Raw genomic sequence first — 15694 nt, 5'->3', positions numbered from 1 at the left:
GCGGGGTGCTGGGCGCGCTGCTGCCCGCCGTACCGCTGGTCGCCGGGGTGGTCGGCCTGCTGCTGCCGCCGGCTCCGGGGAAGCCCGCCACCGGTGCGGGAGGCGGTGACCGGGCCCGGCGGGTGGCCGTCGCGCTCGGGGTGAGCGGCGCGGCGGGGGCGCTCGCGCTGGCCGTCGCGCTCCTGCTGACGGTCGATCGGCCCGAGGAGACGTCGACCACCTGGGTCGACCTCGGTGGGCTGACGGTGACCCTGGGCGTCCGGCTGGACGGCGCCGCCGCGCTGGTCGCGGTGGCGGTCACCGCGGTCGCCCTGGCCGTGCAGGTCTATTCGATCGGCTACCTGCGGCGCGGCCCGCACGACGACGTCGACGTGGACCACCGCTACCCGCCGTACGCCGCGCAGATCAGTCTCTTCACCGCCGCGATGCTGCTGGTGGTGGTCGCCGGCGACCTGGTCATGCTGCTGGTCGGCTGGGAGGTGATGGGCCTCTGCTCGTACCTGCTCATCGCCCATGACCGCCGGCTGCCCGGCGCGCCCGCCGCCGCGATGAAGGCGTTCCTGGTGACCCGCGTCGGTGACGTCGGGTTCCTGCTCGGCATCGCGCTGCTCGGTGTGTCGGCGGGCAGCTTCCGGATCGCCGACGTGCTCGCCCACGACCACTCCACGGCGACCCTGACCGCCGCCGGCCTGCTGCTGCTGGCCGGCGTGGCCGGCAAGAGCGCGCAGTTCCCGCTGCACACCTGGCTGCCGGACGCGATGGCCGGCCCGACGCCGATCTCCGCGCTCATCCATGCCGCGACGATGGTCGCCGCCGGGGTGTACGCGGTGACCCGCCTCTATCCGCTGTTCACGGCCGCGCCGGTGACGCTGACGGTGCTCGGGGTGATCGGGTCGATCACCCTGCTGCTCGGCGCGCTCGCCGCCACCGCGCAGGACGACATCAAGCGGGTGCTGGCCTGGTCGACCGTGTCCCAACTGGGCTACATGACCGGCGCGCTGGCGGTCGGCTCGCCGTCGGCGGCGCTGTTCCACCTGCTGACTCACGCCGCGTTCAAGGCGCTGCTGTTCCTCGCCGCAGGCGCGGTGATCCACGCGGTGGGCAGCACCCTGATGTCGGAGATGGGCGGGCTGCGCCGCAGCATGCCGGTGACCTTCTGGTGCACGGTGGTGGGCCTGGGCGCGCTGGCCGGGGTGCCGCCGTTGGCCGGTTTCTGGAGCAAGGACGGCGTGCTGACGGTCGCCGAGGCGGCCGCGCGGGAGGGCACCGGCCCGGCGCCGTCCTGGGTGGGCTGGCTGGTCTGGCTGGCCGGGCTGGCCGGTGTGGCGATCACCGCCTGGTACGCGGGCCGGCTGCTGCTGCGGGCCTTCTTCGGCGAGCCTCGGCTGCCGCTGGTCCGGCCGCACGACCCGCCGGCGGTGCTGCGCTGGCCGGTGCTGCTCCTGGCCGTGCCGGCCGCGCTGCTCGGCCTGGCCGGGTTCCTCGGGGCGTTCGCCGACCGGCTGCGGTTCGCCACCGTGCCGGTGGCGGGCGCGGAGGACGGCCTGGTCCACCTCGGGCCGGGGCTGCTGCTCCCGCTCGTGCTGCTGCTCGTCGGCGCGGGGCTGGTGCTGCTGGGCTGGCGCCGGGACACCGCCGCCGACCCGGCGGCCGCGCTGGGCCCGCTGCGGCCGCTCTTCGCCCGCGCGTTCCGGCTCGACGACGTCCAGCACGCCCTGGTGGTACGCCCGTTCCGGGCACTGGCCCGGGCCGCGCGCACCGGCGACGAGGTGGTCGTGGACGGTGCGGTCGAGGGCAGCGGCCGGGCCGCGTCCGGCCTGGGCGCCGGGCTCGCCACGCTGCACCGGGCGGCACTGCCGCGCGCCGCGGCCGGGGTGCTGGCCGGCGCGCTGTTGATCGGGCTGGCAGCCGCCCTGATCGGAGGAAACCGATGAGCTTCGGGCAGGTGCTGCTGGTCGCTGTGCTGGTGCTGCCGGCGCTCGGCGCGGTCGCGGTGGCGGCGACACCGCGGGACCGGGCTGCCCGGCTGGTCGGCACGGTCGCGGCGGCGCTGACCCTGCTGGCCGCGGTGCCGCTGGTCTTCGGGGGCCGGAGCTGGTTCGCCTGGTCGGCAGGGGCGCCGGCGGTGCGGCCCTGGCACGAACTGGACCTGCCGTGGGTGCCCGGCCTGGATCTGCGCTTCCACCTCGGCGTCGACGGCATCTCCTGGCCGCTGGTGGTGCTGACCGCGCTGCTCACGCTGCTCTGCTGCGCGTACACGTTGTGGCGGGTGCCGGGCGGCGGCAGCGGTCGGGCCCTGGTGGCGCTGCTGCTGGTGGTCGAGGTGGGCATCCTGGGCACCTTCCTCGCCCTGGACCTGGTGCTGTTCTTCCTCTTCTTCGAGGTCGTCCTGCTGCCGATGTACGCGATCATCGCCGGCTGGGGCGGCGCGGACCGGCGTCGGGCGGCCCGCAAGTTCGCGCTCTACACCCTGCTCGGCTCGGTGCTGCTGCTCGTCGGCGTGTACGTCGTGGTCGCCGCCGCGGGCACCGCCGACGTGGTGGCGCTGACCGGTGGCGGCGGGTTGTCCCGGGGCGCCCAGATCGCCGCGTTCACCCTGCTCGCGCTCGCGTTCGCGGTGAAGAGTCCGCTCTGGCCGTTGCACTCCTGGCTGCCCGACGCGCACACCCAGGCACCCACGGTGGGCAGTGTCGTGCTGGCCGGGGTGCTGCTCAAGATGGGCACGTACGGCCTGATCCGGGTGGCGGTGGGGGTGGCGCCGGAGGGTGCCCGCTGGGCGGCGCCGGTGCTCGGCGTGCTGGCCGTCGCCGCGATCCTGATCGGCTCGCTGGTCTGCCTCGCGCAGGACGAGATCAAGCGGCTGATCGCGTACTCCAGCGTCGGTCACATGGGCTTCGTGCTGCTGGGCGTGGCCACGCTGACCACGACCGGCATCCAGGCGGCGCTGATCGGCAACGTCGCGCACGGCGTGATCACCGGCCTGCTGTTCTTCCTGGCCGGCGCGGTGAAGGACCGTACCGGCACGGGCAGCCTGGCCGAGCTGTCCGGGCTGCGGGAGACCGCGCCCCGGCTGGCCGGCCTGCTCGCGTTCGCGGCTGTCGCGTCACTCGGCCTGCCCGGGTTGGCCGGCTTCTGGGGGGAGGCGTTCGCGGTGATCGCGGCGATCCAGGTGGGCGGCCCGCTCTGGACCACCCTCGGGGTGCTGGCCGCGTTCGGTGGCGCGCTCACCGCCGCGTACTTCCTGCGGCTGCTGCGCCGCGTCACCCATGGCCGTCCGAGCACCGCCGTCGGCCGGGTCGGTCCCACCCTCGCGGGGGCGGAGCTGACCGCGTGGGCGCCGCTGGTGCTGCTCGCGCTGGCCATCGGGCTGGCCCCGGCGTTGGTCCTCGGGGTCGCCGAGGCCCCGGTCGACGCCCTGGTGGGGGTGGTCTTCCCGTGAACGTCGTGCAGAGCGTGGACAGCGTGGCGCTGCTGCCGGCCTACCTGGCGGCCGGCACCGCCGTGCTCGTGCTCATCACGGACCTGCTGCTGGCCCGGCCGCGGGCCACGGTCGTCGTGGCCGCGCTCGGCGCGCTCGGCACCGCCGTCGGTGCCGCCCTGGTCGGTGCGGGTGGGGAGCGGCGGACGTTCTGCGTCGGCGCCGACTGTTCCTGGATCTTCGGCGGCCGGGCCGCCCTGGTCGGCGCGGTGGTGGCGCTGCTGACTCTGGGCGTGCTCGGGTTGTCCGTGCCGGCGCTGCGGGTCGGCCGGTCGCCGGTGGGGGAGTTCTGCTTCCTGCTCGCCTGCTCGATGACCGGCGGCGTGGTGCTCGGTGCGGCCGGTGATCTGATCACCCTGATCGTCGCCCTGGAGACGCTGACCCTGCCGCTGTACGTGCTGGTCGGTCTGCGGCGGGGGAGCCTGGCCAGCGCCGAGGCGGCGGTCACCTTCTTCGTGGTCAGCGTGGTGGCCACCACGCTGAGCCTGCTCGGCGCCGCGCTGCTGTACGCGGTGACCGGCGGGCTGCACCTGGACCGGCTGGGCGCGCTGCTCGCCGAACGGCCGGAGCTGCGGGACCTGCCGCTGACCACCGCCGCGGTGGCGTTGCTGCTGCTCGGGCTGGCCTTCAAGGTGGCGGCGGTGCCGTTCCACGCCTGGGCGCCGGCCACCTACGACGGCGCACCGCTGCCGGTGGCCGCGTACCTGTCCACGGCGTCGAAGCTCGGCGGGGTGGTGGCGCTGCTCGCCGTGGTGCAGCGGGCGTTGCCGGCCGACCAGACCGGTCCGGTGCTCGCGCTGCTCGCGGTGCTCACCATGACCGTCGGCAACCTGGTCGCCCTGCGCCAGCGGCGTACCGTCCGGCTGCTCGCCTGGTCCTCGGTCGCCCAGGCCGGCTACATCCTCGCCCCGCTGGGCGCGCTGGCGCTGGCCGCCGGCCGTACGGTCGAGGCCCGGGATGCGGCGTACGCCGCCGCCGTGGCGTACACCGTGTTCTTCGTGGTCCTGGAGCTGGCCGCGTTCGCCGGGGTGACCGCGCTGCGTCCGGCGGGTGCGGACGGCGGCACGCTGGACGACCTGCGCGGCGCTGCCCGCCGGCACCCGTGGCGGGCGGCGGCGCTTGGTCTCGCGCTGGTCGGCCTGGCCGGTCTGCCTCCCGGGCTGGCCGGGCTGTTCGCGAAGGTGACCGTGGTCCGGGCGCTGCTGGACGGCGGCGCCGCCTGGTTGGCGCTGGTGGTGGCGGTGAACGCGGTGATCGGGCTGGCCTACTACCTGCGCGTGACCGCGGCCCTGTGGGCGCCGACGCCGGAGCCGGCCTCGACGCTGCCCGGTGGCGCGGCGGCCGTACCCCTGGTGGGGGTGGTGGGCGTGGTGCTGGCGGTGGCCACGGTGGCCGCCGTGGTGCTCGGTGTCGCCCCGCAACTGGTGCTGGACCTGGCCGGCCGCTGACCCGTCCGACCCGTCCGGCGGCTCGACCGGGCGGATCTCAGCCAACTCTCAGCGTTGAGACGGATGGTTGGCGGGTACCGGGTTGTTGCACCGGTCAGCGGATCCCGGCGATCCGTGCACCGAAGGAGTGATCGTGCACCACAACCGTCTGAAGACCGCCGCGCTGCTCGGCCTGCTCACCGCCCTGATCCTGGCGGTGGGCTACGGGTTCGGCGGCAGTGGCGGCTTGGTCATCGCCGTCCTCGTGTCGTTGGTCATGAACGGCGTTTCCTACTTCTACTCCGACAAGCTCGCGCTGCGCTCGATGCGGGCGCAACCGGTCAGCGAGGCGGAGTTCCCCGAGTTGTACCGGATGGTGCGGGAGCTGGCGACCGAGGCGCAGAAGCCGATGCCACGGCTCTACGTCAGCCCGACCGCACAGCCCAACGCGTTCGCCACGGGTCGCAACCCGGAGCACGCGGCGGTCTGCGTGACCCAGGGCATCACCGAGATCCTCGACTACCGCGAGCTGCGCGGTGTGATCGGGCACGAGCTGTCACACGTCTACAACCGGGACATCCTGATCTCCAGCGTGGCGGCCGGTCTGGCCGGCATCATCACGTTCCTGGCGAACATCGCCTTCTTCATCCCGTTGGGCGGTGGGGACGACGAGGACCGGCCGAACCCGGCCGTGCTGCTGCTGACCCTGATCCTGGGGCCGATCGCGGCCACCGTCATCCAGTTGGCGATCAGCCGGAGCCGCGAGTTCCAGGCGGACGCCTCGGGCGCTGAGTTGAGTCGTGACCCGCTGGCCCTCGCGAGCGCGCTTCGCAAGATCGATGCGGTGGCCCGACGGCGGCCGCTGCCGGCACAGGGACAGCTCACCAGCACCGCGCACCTCATGATCGCCAACCCGTTCCGGGGCGGCGGTGTGGCTGCGCTCTTCTCCACCCACCCCAAGATGGAGGACCGGGTCGCCCGGCTGGAGCAGATGGCCGCCAACGCGGGGCCGGTGCAGTTCCAGCGCTGACCCGCTGATCGCCCACCTCCGCCCGCACCCACTCCGGGTGCGGGCGGAGTGCTGTGTCGACCGCGATATCCGGTACCTCTGGGCCATCGCCGGCGTTAGGGTCCTAACGGCTCACGCTCATTACATTCCTCGGAGGTTCACGGTGTCCGCACTGCGCCAGTATCTGGGTGTCTGGCGGATCCCCGGCGCGCCGATGCTGCTGGTCACCGGCATCATCGGGCGGCTCGGGATCGGTATGACCCCGCTGGCGCTGCTGCTGGTGGTCGAGCAGGTGACCGGGCGATACTCGCTCGCCGCCGTGGCCGGCGGGATCTACGCCGTCGCCGGTGCCGCGCTCAGCCCGGTGGCCGGTCGGATCGCCGACCGGGTCGGCCCGAGCCCGGTTCTGCTGGTCACCGCCGTGGCCCACCCGCTGGCGCTGATCGGGCTGCTGCTGGCCAGCCGGTCGGGCGACGACGCCCTTGCCGCCATCTACCTGGCCGCCGGCGTCGCCGGGGCGACCTACCCGCCGCTCACCGCCGCGATCCGTGGCGCGTGGAACGACCTGACCGGCCCCGGCTCCGACCGGTTCCACCTGCGCAACACCGCCCTGGCCGCGGAGACCTCGTTGTTCGAGATCGTCTTCGTGCTCGGCCCGCTGCTCGTCGCCGGGTTCGTGCTGTTCGCCGACGCGGCGGCCGCGCTGATCGGAGCGGCCGTGGTCACCCTGGTCGGCACCACCGCCGTGGCCCTCGGCCGGGTGATGCGTGGCTGGCGTCCGCACTCGCGCGAGCACCACGCTCGTGGGCTCGGCCCGCTGCGGGTGGGTGGCTTCCCGGCCCTGCTGGTCTGCGTGGCCAGCCTCGGCATCGCGTTCGGCGCCGCCGGCGTGATCGTTCCGGCGTACGCCGGCAACTACACCGCCGACGACCCGGAGAGCCTGGCCGGGATCCTGCTGGCGGTCTGGGGGATCGGCAGCGCGATCGGCGGATTCTGGTTCGGTGTTCGCCGGCCGTCACCGAACATGACCCGGCAGTTCGCCATGCTGCTCGCCGCGCTCGCCGGCACCTTCGTGGTGTTCGCGGTCATGCCCACGCCTCTGGCGCTGGGCGTCGCCCTGGTCGTCGGCGGGGCCACCATCGCGCCCGCGCTGACCCTGGAGAACACCCTGGTCGGCCGGATCGCGCCGGCCAGCATGCTGAACGAGGCGTACACCTGGGTGGTGACCATGTCGGTGGCGGCGAGCGCCGCCGGCGGCGCGGTGGCCGGCCTGATCGTGGACCACGCCGGGGGTGTGCCGTGGGCGTTCCTGTTCGCGGGGGCGTCGGTCGCCGTCGGGGCCGCGGTCGCCGCGCTGCCCGCCGGGCCCATCGCCCGCGCGGAAATCTCGACGGTACGCACCGACGAGCCCGTCGCCGCCTGACCCACCTGCCTGCCCGTCACCGCCTGACCCCCCTGCCTGCCTCGCGCGGTCAGGCCTGCTCGAACGGCAGCGGGCAGCAGGAGCTGCCGGCGCATTCGACCAGGTCGTCACAGCCCGCCGAGATCGCCGCCCGCAGGGAGTCCCGGACGGCCGTGAGGTCGGCCAGCCGTTGTTCCACCTCGGCCAGCTTCGCGGTGGCCTGAGCCGGCAGTCCGCCGTTGCTCGGGCGGCGCTGGCGCTGACCGGCGTGGAGCAGGTCGGCGACCTCGCCGAGGGTGAAGCCGAGCCGCTGCGCGGTCTTGATGATCCGCAGCCGGGTGACCGCCTCCACCGGGTACAGCCGGTGCCCACCGGGCGAGCGCCGTGGTGCCGCCAGCAGGCCGCGACGTTCGTAGTAGCGCAGCGTCTGCGGGTTCACTCCCGCGGCGCTGGCCAGCTGACCGCTGCGCAACCACGACCCGGGCACCCCGGCGGGCCGCGCCCGCTCCGCGAGGGCGTCGAGGACGCCCACCTGTGAGGCCGGCACCCGTACGTCGAGCGTCAGCGCGTCCGGGCCGGACCGGGTGACGTCGAAGGTGAAGAACGAGCAGCACGCCGACTCGCGGGCGGTCAGATCCCGGGCGCGGCGCTCGGCCTCCGCCGTGCCGACCAGATGCAGCCGCAGGAGCTGCGCGGACGGCCGGTCGAGCCGTCGGACGACGTCGGCGAAGAAGCGGTCGAACTCGGCGAGGCGGACGGGTTGCTCGGCCGTGGGCAGGCGGCAGGAGTCGGGAACCCACGTATCGTCCGTTGCGGGGTGTCGGTCGCTCACCACTCGACGGTAAGCCCGTACCCGGGTACCGGATGCAAGCGCACACCCGGTACGGCTCCAGACGGTCTACCGGACCGACCGGTGGAAGGAGACCCATGGCAAAGCTGCTGTACTCCGCGACGGCATCGCTCGACGGCTACATCGCCGGCCCCGGCGGTGACATGTCCTGGCTGACCGAGCACCTCGTCGGCGAGAACCCGACGGCGGACCACCTGTTGGCCAACGTCGGCGCGATCCTGGCCGGCAACAACACCTTCGGCGGCGACGACCCGAACCGCGGCACCGACAGCGAGGGCGCCTTCGGCGGCCAGTACCACGGACCGGTCGTCGTGCTCACCCACCGGCCGCCGGCCGAGCCCGTCCCGGACGTCACGTTCGCCGGCGACCTGCACACCGCCGTCGCGCGGGCCAAGGAAGCCGCCGGAGACAAGTATGTGAACATGCTCGGCGCGAACGTCGCCAAACAGTGCATCGAGGCCGGACTGCTCGACGAGATCCTGATGTTCTTCGCCCCGGTGCTGCTCGGTGACGGGGTGCGCATGTTCGACCAGCCGGGAGGGACCACGGTGCGGCTGGCGCCGATCCCCGGCGAGACCGCGCACTGGTACCGCGTCACCTACTGAGCCAGGAACGTGAAAACGGTTCCCGGTGGGTCCAGCGGCCGCGGAGGACCTTCGAACCGGTGAACGCCGACGGAGAACCGAACCTCGTCCGGAGCGTGGAACGCCTGCTCCACGAAGCCGGCATTCCGAAGCCACTCCCGTACTGCTGGCGTCAGGTCCGGGTCTCGCCGGGTCCTGGTCCAGATCACGGTGGCGCCCTCAGCACACAGCCGGGGCAGGGCGGCAACGGTTCGCTCGACGTCTGAGTCCGAGATGTTGCCGAAGACCCCGACCATGAGCACCAGGTCGGCCGGAACCGCCCCCGCATACGAAGACAGCTGGCCCGCGTCCGCCTGCCTGATCACCATCTTGGCGAGCCCGGCCTGGTCAGCGGCGGCCTGAGCGGCAGCCACATTGCCAGCGTCGTACTCAAGCAGGGTCCCGTGTACACGCTGAGCATCAGACCTTGAGGCGAGGGCACCGATGAGGTCATGACCCTGCCCCGCACACGCGCTCACCACAGTCAGCCGCCCGTCGGGACGCCCATCAAGCCACGAGGCGATGTGCTGCTGGACCAGCCGCAGCCGACGCGACAGCGGAGAGCTCGCGTCAGCGTAGGGCTCATGCCACGCCTGCCAGTGCGTCTGGGCGGTCATCCGGGCTACCTAGTCAGAGCGAAGCTCACACCGATGCCCCGCCGGGGGGACCCGATGTGTGCCCAGGTCACATGGCATGGTCGATCCGTCCACCCGGGCTGTCGCCGCCCTACCGGTAATTGGTGAACTGGAGCGCGACGCCGAAGTCCTCGCCCTTGAGCAGCGAGATGACCGCCTGGAGGTCGTCCCTCTTCTTGCCGGTGACGCGGAGCTGGTCGCCCTGGATCTGGGCCTGGACGCCCTTGGGGCCCTCGTCGCGGATCTTCTTGCTGATCGCCTTGGCCTTGTCCGTCTCGATGCCCTGGATCACCTTGCAGTCGATCTTGAACACCTTGCCCGACGGGCGCGCCTCACCGGCGTCCAACGACTTCAGCGAGATGTTCCGCTTGACCAGCTTCTCCTTGAACACGTCCAGCGCGGCACGCACCCGCTCCTCGGTCTCCGCCTGGAGGCCGATCGCCTCCTCGCCCGACCACGAGATCTCCGCACCGGTGCCGCGGAAGTCGAACCGCGTCGAGAGCTCCTTCTCCGCCTGGCGGAGGGCGTTGTCGACCTCCTGGCGGTCGACCTTGCTCACGATGTCGAACGACGGGTTCGCTGCCATGCTCTGCTCCTGCTGTCCGGCGGTCTGGGCCTGCCGTCGGCCGCCCTACCGGCGGCACGACCCCCTGACCGTACCCGGTTGCGTCGGTGCCGGGTGGAGCCGCTATCCTTGCTTCCGCCGCCGCGTTGCGACGCGGTGGGGTGCCCTGGCGGGTTGCCCGAGCGGCCAATGGGAGCGGACTGTAAATCCGTCGCGAAAGCTACAGAGGTTCGAATCCTCTACCCGCCACCAGGTGCAGACACGGCCCCTGACCAGCAGAGATGCTGATCAGGGGCCGTTGTCGTTTGTCCGGCCGAGTCCGGCCGAGTCCAGCCGTTGACGACTGGTTGTGGGCAGATCGTGGGCGGGTCGATCTTGCTGCTCGTGCGCCGTCATCAGCGGGGAACGGCGTGTCTTGTGGCCCTCGGTGCCCGAGGCACCACGCGTGCTACCACTTCCGGCGCCATTCGAGGCGCCCTGGATGCGCCACGGCCGGAGCGTCTCCGCGTTGGACGTACAGCACCTCATCCTCAACCCACCAGACGTCGCCGGTACGAAGGAAGACCGGAGCATCCAACGCCAGGGCAAGACGACAGCCGCCAGAGCTACCGGGCAGCCCTTCCAGGTCGTCCACCAGTGCCGCTCGGCCTGCGGTGACGGGCTCGGTCATCACGCCATCATTCTGCCGGCGCGGGCGCCGCAGCTTTGTGATGCCGGGGACATCCTGGTGGTGGAGCTGCTTCCGCGGCCCGGTGACACGGTGGCAAGCCAGTCCCGGGGTCGGACTGGCGCGGCAGCCGGAAGCCCGGACCACACGACCAGGCGAGCCCTGTCGGCTTCCGTCACGGCCTCGCTGGGGCTCGGTCCTGCCTTTGACGGGGGCGGTGTCCCGGCGGCTGTCGGTGGCTCACCGCCTCGGCGCCGGAGGCGGCCGAGGCGGCTTGCCGCCGGCCGGGATTGCCGCCCCGCACCGCGCGGAGCGCGGTGCCTTGATTCAGAACAGGCGAAATCGGCAGTGACTCAGGGCGACAAATTGGCTAGCGACAGACGCCGATAACACCGAACGTGCAGCTCTGCGCTCGTCCTGGCCCGCACACGAAAGTGTCGCTGACTAGCGGTTTGACAAGTGTCCCTACTTCGGCCTGTTAAGCAATCGCATGAGAGATTATCGACTCCTGAATGGCCGACATGGACCTGGCATCCCTCCGAGATGCCTAAACACAAGATCCGCTTTGACCCCCGTTTGGCCGTCATGCACACCAAGGCTACTCGCTAGTACCTGAGCCAAAACGGACCAAATCAATACAGTTCATACAAGGGATGCTACGGATCTTGACGGATAAGAAGAGTCGTGGGTTGCGTACCTGAAACCGATTGGTAAACTCCGGCCTGCGGCAATGACGCTGGGGGGTCGATCAATCGTGACCGAGATTCATGTCCAGGTGGTGCCAAGGGTGGGCGCACGAGGGGATCTCTCCGGAGGGAGGCTGGTCGAGAAGCTTAAAGATCGAATCAACGAGTTGGGCGACTCGATCATCGAGGTCTCGGGGCGACTTCAAGATCGTTTGGCCACAGCCGAGAGCGACACGCAAGACGGGGCCTGGCGCTTGACCGAGGCTCAGATATCGTTCTCACTCGATCTTGAAACCGAAGCCGGCGTGATTGTTTCACGAACGTCGGCTGGAGCGAGCTTCGAAGTCTCGTTGAGCTGGAGCCGCGAGTAGCTGATGGCAGATGCATCTCCTGCAATAGGTGGGTTATGTCAAGATGCAGACAACCCTTCTGTTGAGGCACTAGTAGGCAGTGCGTTCGCGGTATCAGCGACAGCTGCACTGACTGCGTTCCATTGTGTCGGTGATAGGGAATCGAAAACCGTCCGGCACAGCCGGGTGAGCATCTGGTTTCATGACCGGTTCATTCCGGCGGAGGTAGTCGAGCCGATACCCGAGCTAGACGTGGCAGTGCTTGAGCTTGAGAAGGACCTGCCAGATGATTTGGCGCCACTCAAGATAGTGAATGACGCGCGGGTGCAGGCTCCCTTTACCAGTATCGGGTGGCCTCTTGAAAGGCCCTTCTCGCCGCATTACTTCGCTGTGTCCGGTCATATTGTCGACGTGAATGGAAGGATATTTGAGGGCGCTCCCGCTCTGCAACTGCACTGCGTCCAGTCGGCCACCCTGTCCTTGCACGGATATAGTGGGGCGCCAGTACTCATAAATGGGATTGACCGGGCAGCGGTTGGCTTGATCCGATGGAATCCGGAGCGTTTGGAAGCGCCAGATTTCGCCATCGGGGGGACGATTTATGCCACCCCCATTTCTGCCGTCCTCAGCCAATCCACGTACTTGCAATCTCTCGACCAGGGCCAGCTAGAAATAACCATCGACGGTGAGCCCGAAGATGGGTACTGCATCAGTCACAGCAATGCCGACCTGGACGTCGCGCGGTGGATCGGGACCGTATTGCGCCGAGAGGGTATCGGGGCTCGCGTCCGGGGTGAATACGTCGTGCCAGGTACTAACTATTTACCGTCGCTCAGAGACGCGCATCAGAAATACCCTAACGTCCTGCTGATCCTGTCCCCCTCGACGCTGAAGTGCGATTCTCCTTCGCATCAGACCGAGATCGACTGGATGGCGAACGGGGAGATTGCCGGAGAGATCATTCCGGTCCGCGTCGACCCAGGAAAGATTCCGAATTTTATTTATGACATCGAGCCGATCGATCTACGGGGCTGCGGCACCGAGGACGAGGTCAGCGAGGCGCTGATCGAAGGGCTTGCTGCGGCGACGCGACGGCCTAAGCTGCCAGCTCCTAGGTTCCCCGAACGCCTGATACACAAGAAGCCGACAACGCTATCGCGCTCGCGGCTACCGCAAGTTACCCTAAGGAACAGCCAACGGATCGAGGGTGGTGCATGACTCGCATCGAGGGCAGCGCGCTCACCAGGGTCTTCCTGAGTTATGCGCCTGGGGATGCTGCACGAGCAGCTGAGGTTGGCCGGCGGCTTCGTGTGGCTGGTTGCGAGGTTCGGCTCGAATCGACTCATATTCGACCGGGTCAGGACTTTCTGGCAATCTTCGACCAAGCAGTCGCGAACTCGGACGCCGTCGTCATCCTTATTAGTCGATCTTACGTTGCTGCAGGAGCATTCAGCCGGAATGACTGGATCACGTGTACGGTCGGGCGTACTACTCCCATCGTGCCAGTCATCCTGGACGACGTCGATGCAGCTTACTACCTGGGGCCGTTCGAAACCCTCAGCGTCGACATGCTGTCCCCTGATCTTATCGACCGGGTTATCCGACGTGTTCCTCCAGCGCGAGGGGTGACTAAGCCCAGCATTAGCACGTGGATTTCACGCTTGGCAATCGGCGCCGCTGACGAGCAAGAGAATCCCAGGACGGCGCTAGAGCACCCTGCTATATGGCGCGTTCCCCTCGACTCGAAGACGTACTTTACAGGTCGCGGAGATTTACTCGACATACTTTATCGAGAGGCCGCGAACAGCAAGTCGGCGATTCTCACTCACGGCTTAACGGGTCAAGGCGGTGTTGGCAAGAGTCGTCTAGCTGCGGAGTATGCTCATCGTTTCCGTCAAGATTACGACGTGGTTTGGTGGATACGGTCCTCGGCTCAATCATCAATGAACGAAGATATCGCCCAACTAGGTCAAGAACTCGGTGTTTGGGCGCCCCATGATAGTAGTTGGAGAGACGCCGGCCCCAGGGTTCGCGAATGGCTTGAGACAACAGACAGTCGATGGCTTTTGGTTTTTGATGACGTTGACGAGCCAGCCTCTGTACAGCGAGCGCTTCCCTCCAAAGGGCACGGCCACGTTCTGATAACGGCACGGAACCCGTCGAAGGTTCCAGCAAACGCTCGACGCGTCTATGTGGACGTTCTTCCCGACAAGGCAGCTGTGGACTTCTTGCTTGCTAGGACCGGGAGCGAGGACGGCACAGGAGCGCACAAGGTTGCGCGGGAGTTGGGCAATTTAGCATTAGCCCTAGAGCAGGCGTCCGCATACATCTCGGCCACGGGGGTTAGCTTCGAGGACTACCTCAAGCGGGTCGGGACTTACCGTCGTCGCTCCAGCCGGCAGCTTGCCCAGCACCCGCGGCTTCGGCGGTTGTCCGACGAGCAACGCGCCAGTGTCGTTTTGCTCGCCGCGTGCACGCTCTCGGTCGACGCAGTTATGGAGCGAGACCCTTGGTCGAGGAATCTCCTCGAATACTTTGTCTTCCTAGAGACAAGCCCAATCGAACTCGACCTCCTGCGAGAGCTGGAGCCGGCGCTCAATATATCGGCAGGTCCATTACGTTCGTTGTCACGATACGCGCTCATTGAGTTTGCCGCGGACGAGAGCGTTGTCGTCCATCCCCTGGTGCAACAAGTCGTCCGGTCTCAGATGTCTGCCGAGCGCCAAGATCTCGTTCGGCGCCATCTGCTGCACTGGATGGAGCTTAGTTTCCCTGAGCAGGCCGATGACCGTAGGTACTGGAGGACCTGCGGAAGTCTGGCGCCGCATGCTGCATCTATTCTGCAGCAGACGACCGGAGATGACAGCCTGACTGCTCAGCTTGTACTGCACCGGCTTGGCAAGTATCTTTTTTCTCGGGGCGACACTCGTTCTTCGCTTCTGTATCTGCAGCGTGCTGCTTCTGCCGTCCTCCAATCTGATTCTTCGCCGCGAGATATTAGCGACGTCCTACTGAACGACCTTGCGGTCGTGTGGGCAGACGAAGGCGACTGGGCTCAGGCAGTTCAGGTCGGGGTCGATATATTCCAGCGAAGGCTTAGTCGGGTTTCTAGTACAACAATCGATGGTCCGCTAGTGGCGTTTGCCAATAACTTGGCTGCCGCTCTAGCGGATTCCGGGCGCTTGGGCGACGCCGACAGCCTCTACCAGAGTCTGCACTCTACCCTCAAGGTAGCTACAGCAATGAGCCCCGAGGTGTTTGCTGCGTTGGTGACGGCTCGCCATAACTGGGCTACGGTGCTTGATGAGCTGGGCAAGCTGGATAACGCTGAATCGGTCTATCGCGAGGTGTTGAATGACAAGCACCTGGTATACGGCTCAGCTCATCCCGAGACCATAGTGAGTCTCTTGGGGCTGGCCCAGGTATTGCGGAGGCGGGGTGATTGCACGGGTGCCCTTTCTTTAGCTGAGAACGCCTTCGCAGGTGCCGGACGTGCCTTGGGTGAATACCATCCCCTGACGGTGAGCGCCCTCGACGTACTGGCTGCGGTGAGTGATGATATGGGTGATGCAGCGGCGTCTTTTGTGTTCGCTGAGCGTGCTTACGGCAGACGTCGAGACGCTGTTGGGGCTCAGCACCCATCGACAATAGAGGCGCTCTATATCCTTGCTGGCATAACGCGCCGGGCAGGCGATGTCGGCCGGGCCGAGAACCTGTTCGAACACTTAGTGGAGCTTCTTCGAGAATCACTCGGGCCTAAGCATCCGAAGACCGTAGGGGCGGTCCGAGAACTAGCCCTTCTTCGTGACGAAGGCGCCTATCGAGTTATGAGCCGAACCCGGCGTCTGGTGGAGACCATGCGCTCTCACGATGATGATGATCCAGCGCTCTCATCCACGCGACGGCGTCTCTTCCTGGATCAGGTGGAGGTGCTGGATTAGCTAGGGAGCCCTTGTCCTCCCTTGTCGCGTTCCAACAGGGCAGGTGCACCACTGGGGATCA

12 protein-coding genes and 1 tRNA gene are annotated in these 15694 nt (G+C 68.4%); 10 read left to right on the top strand and 3 right to left on the bottom strand.

The window, feature by feature from the left end; translation table 11 throughout:
• Nucleotides 1–5: 5 nt before the first annotated feature.
• From EAD98_RS19155 to EAD98_RS19135, 5 genes are all read left to right on the top strand, one after another.
• On the top strand, nucleotides 6–1934 hold the full coding sequence (locus tag EAD98_RS19155; RefSeq protein ID WP_121655417.1) for an NADH-quinone oxidoreductase subunit L: 1929 nt from the start codon (nucleotides 6–8) through the stop codon (nucleotides 1932–1934).
• A complete protein-coding gene (locus tag EAD98_RS19150; RefSeq protein ID WP_121655416.1) occupies nucleotides 1931–3439 on the top strand; it encodes a NuoM family protein in 1509 nt (502 codons plus the stop codon). The genes EAD98_RS19155 and EAD98_RS19150 overlap by 4 nt, the downstream gene beginning before the upstream one ends.
• Nucleotides 3436–4926 carry an NADH-quinone oxidoreductase subunit N gene (locus tag EAD98_RS19145; protein WP_121655415.1) on the top strand — a complete coding sequence of 497 codons (1491 nt, stop codon included), beginning with the start codon at nucleotides 3436–3438 and terminating at the stop codon, nucleotides 4924–4926. Before EAD98_RS19150 ends, EAD98_RS19145 begins: the two co-directional genes overlap by 4 nt.
• 133 nt (nucleotides 4927–5059) lie before the next feature.
• The gene (htpX, locus tag EAD98_RS19140) at nucleotides 5060–5935 is read left to right on the top strand and encodes a zinc metalloprotease HtpX (RefSeq protein ID WP_121655420.1); all 876 of its coding nucleotides are present in this window, start codon (nucleotides 5060–5062) and stop codon (nucleotides 5933–5935) included.
• A 142-nt stretch (nucleotides 5936–6077) separates the two neighbouring features.
• Nucleotides 6078–7337 (top strand): MFS transporter, encoded by a 1260-nt coding sequence (locus EAD98_RS19135; RefSeq protein ID WP_121655414.1) that lies wholly within the window; start codon nucleotides 6078–6080, stop codon nucleotides 7335–7337.
• A 49-nt stretch (nucleotides 7338–7386) separates the two neighbouring features.
• Here EAD98_RS19135 and EAD98_RS31620 read toward each other — a convergent pair whose 3' ends face one another.
• Nucleotides 7387–8148, bottom strand: coding sequence for a MerR family transcriptional regulator (locus tag EAD98_RS31620; RefSeq protein WP_233583887.1), 762 nt, complete (start codon nucleotides 8146–8148; stop codon nucleotides 7387–7389).
• 95 nt (nucleotides 8149–8243) lie between these two features.
• Between EAD98_RS31620 and EAD98_RS19120 the strand changes: the two genes are divergently transcribed.
• Nucleotides 8244–8771: a dihydrofolate reductase family protein gene (locus tag EAD98_RS19120; RefSeq protein WP_121655413.1), complete on the top strand. Its 528-nt coding sequence runs from the start codon at nucleotides 8244–8246 to the stop codon at nucleotides 8769–8771.
• Here the strand turns inward: EAD98_RS19120 and EAD98_RS19115 are convergent.
• Both EAD98_RS19115 and EAD98_RS19110 read right to left on the bottom strand, forming a co-directional pair.
• On the bottom strand, nucleotides 8765–9406 hold the full coding sequence (locus EAD98_RS19115; RefSeq protein ID WP_121655412.1) for an SAM-dependent methyltransferase: 642 nt from the start codon (nucleotides 9404–9406) through the stop codon (nucleotides 8765–8767). The genes EAD98_RS19120 and EAD98_RS19115 overlap by 7 nt on opposite strands.
• A 109-nt stretch (nucleotides 9407–9515) precedes the next feature.
• Nucleotides 9516–10010, bottom strand: coding sequence for a YajQ family cyclic di-GMP-binding protein (locus EAD98_RS19110; protein WP_089018926.1), 495 nt, complete (start codon nucleotides 10008–10010; stop codon nucleotides 9516–9518).
• Nucleotides 10011–10157: 147 nt separating this feature from the next.
• Here EAD98_RS19110 and EAD98_RS19105 point away from each other — a divergent pair.
• From EAD98_RS19105 to fxsT, 4 genes are all read left to right on the top strand, one after another.
• Nucleotides 10158–10241, top strand: a tRNA-Tyr gene (locus EAD98_RS19105).
• Between the two features lie 1169 nt (nucleotides 10242–11410).
• On the top strand, nucleotides 11411–11713 hold the full coding sequence (locus tag EAD98_RS19100; RefSeq protein ID WP_121655411.1) for a CU044_2847 family protein: 303 nt from the start codon (nucleotides 11411–11413) through the stop codon (nucleotides 11711–11713).
• Nucleotides 11714–11716: 3 nt separating this feature from the next.
• Nucleotides 11717–12910, top strand: coding sequence for a trypsin-like peptidase domain-containing protein (locus EAD98_RS19095; RefSeq protein WP_121655410.1), 1194 nt, complete (start codon nucleotides 11717–11719; stop codon nucleotides 12908–12910).
• The gene (gene fxsT, locus EAD98_RS19090) at nucleotides 12907–15633 is read left to right on the top strand and encodes an FxSxx-COOH system tetratricopeptide repeat protein (RefSeq protein ID WP_121655409.1); all 2727 of its coding nucleotides are present in this window, start codon (nucleotides 12907–12909) and stop codon (nucleotides 15631–15633) included. The genes EAD98_RS19095 and fxsT overlap by 4 nt, the downstream gene beginning before the upstream one ends.
• Nucleotides 15634–15694 lie beyond the last annotated feature (61 nt).

The sequence above is a fragment of the Micromonospora sp. CV4 genome, from assembly GCF_003667455.1.
Classification (GTDB): Bacteria; Actinomycetota; Actinomycetes; order Mycobacteriales; family Micromonosporaceae; genus Micromonospora.
Note: the sequence above shows the minus strand (reverse complement) of the source record. Positions and strands in the feature narration are given on the sequence as shown.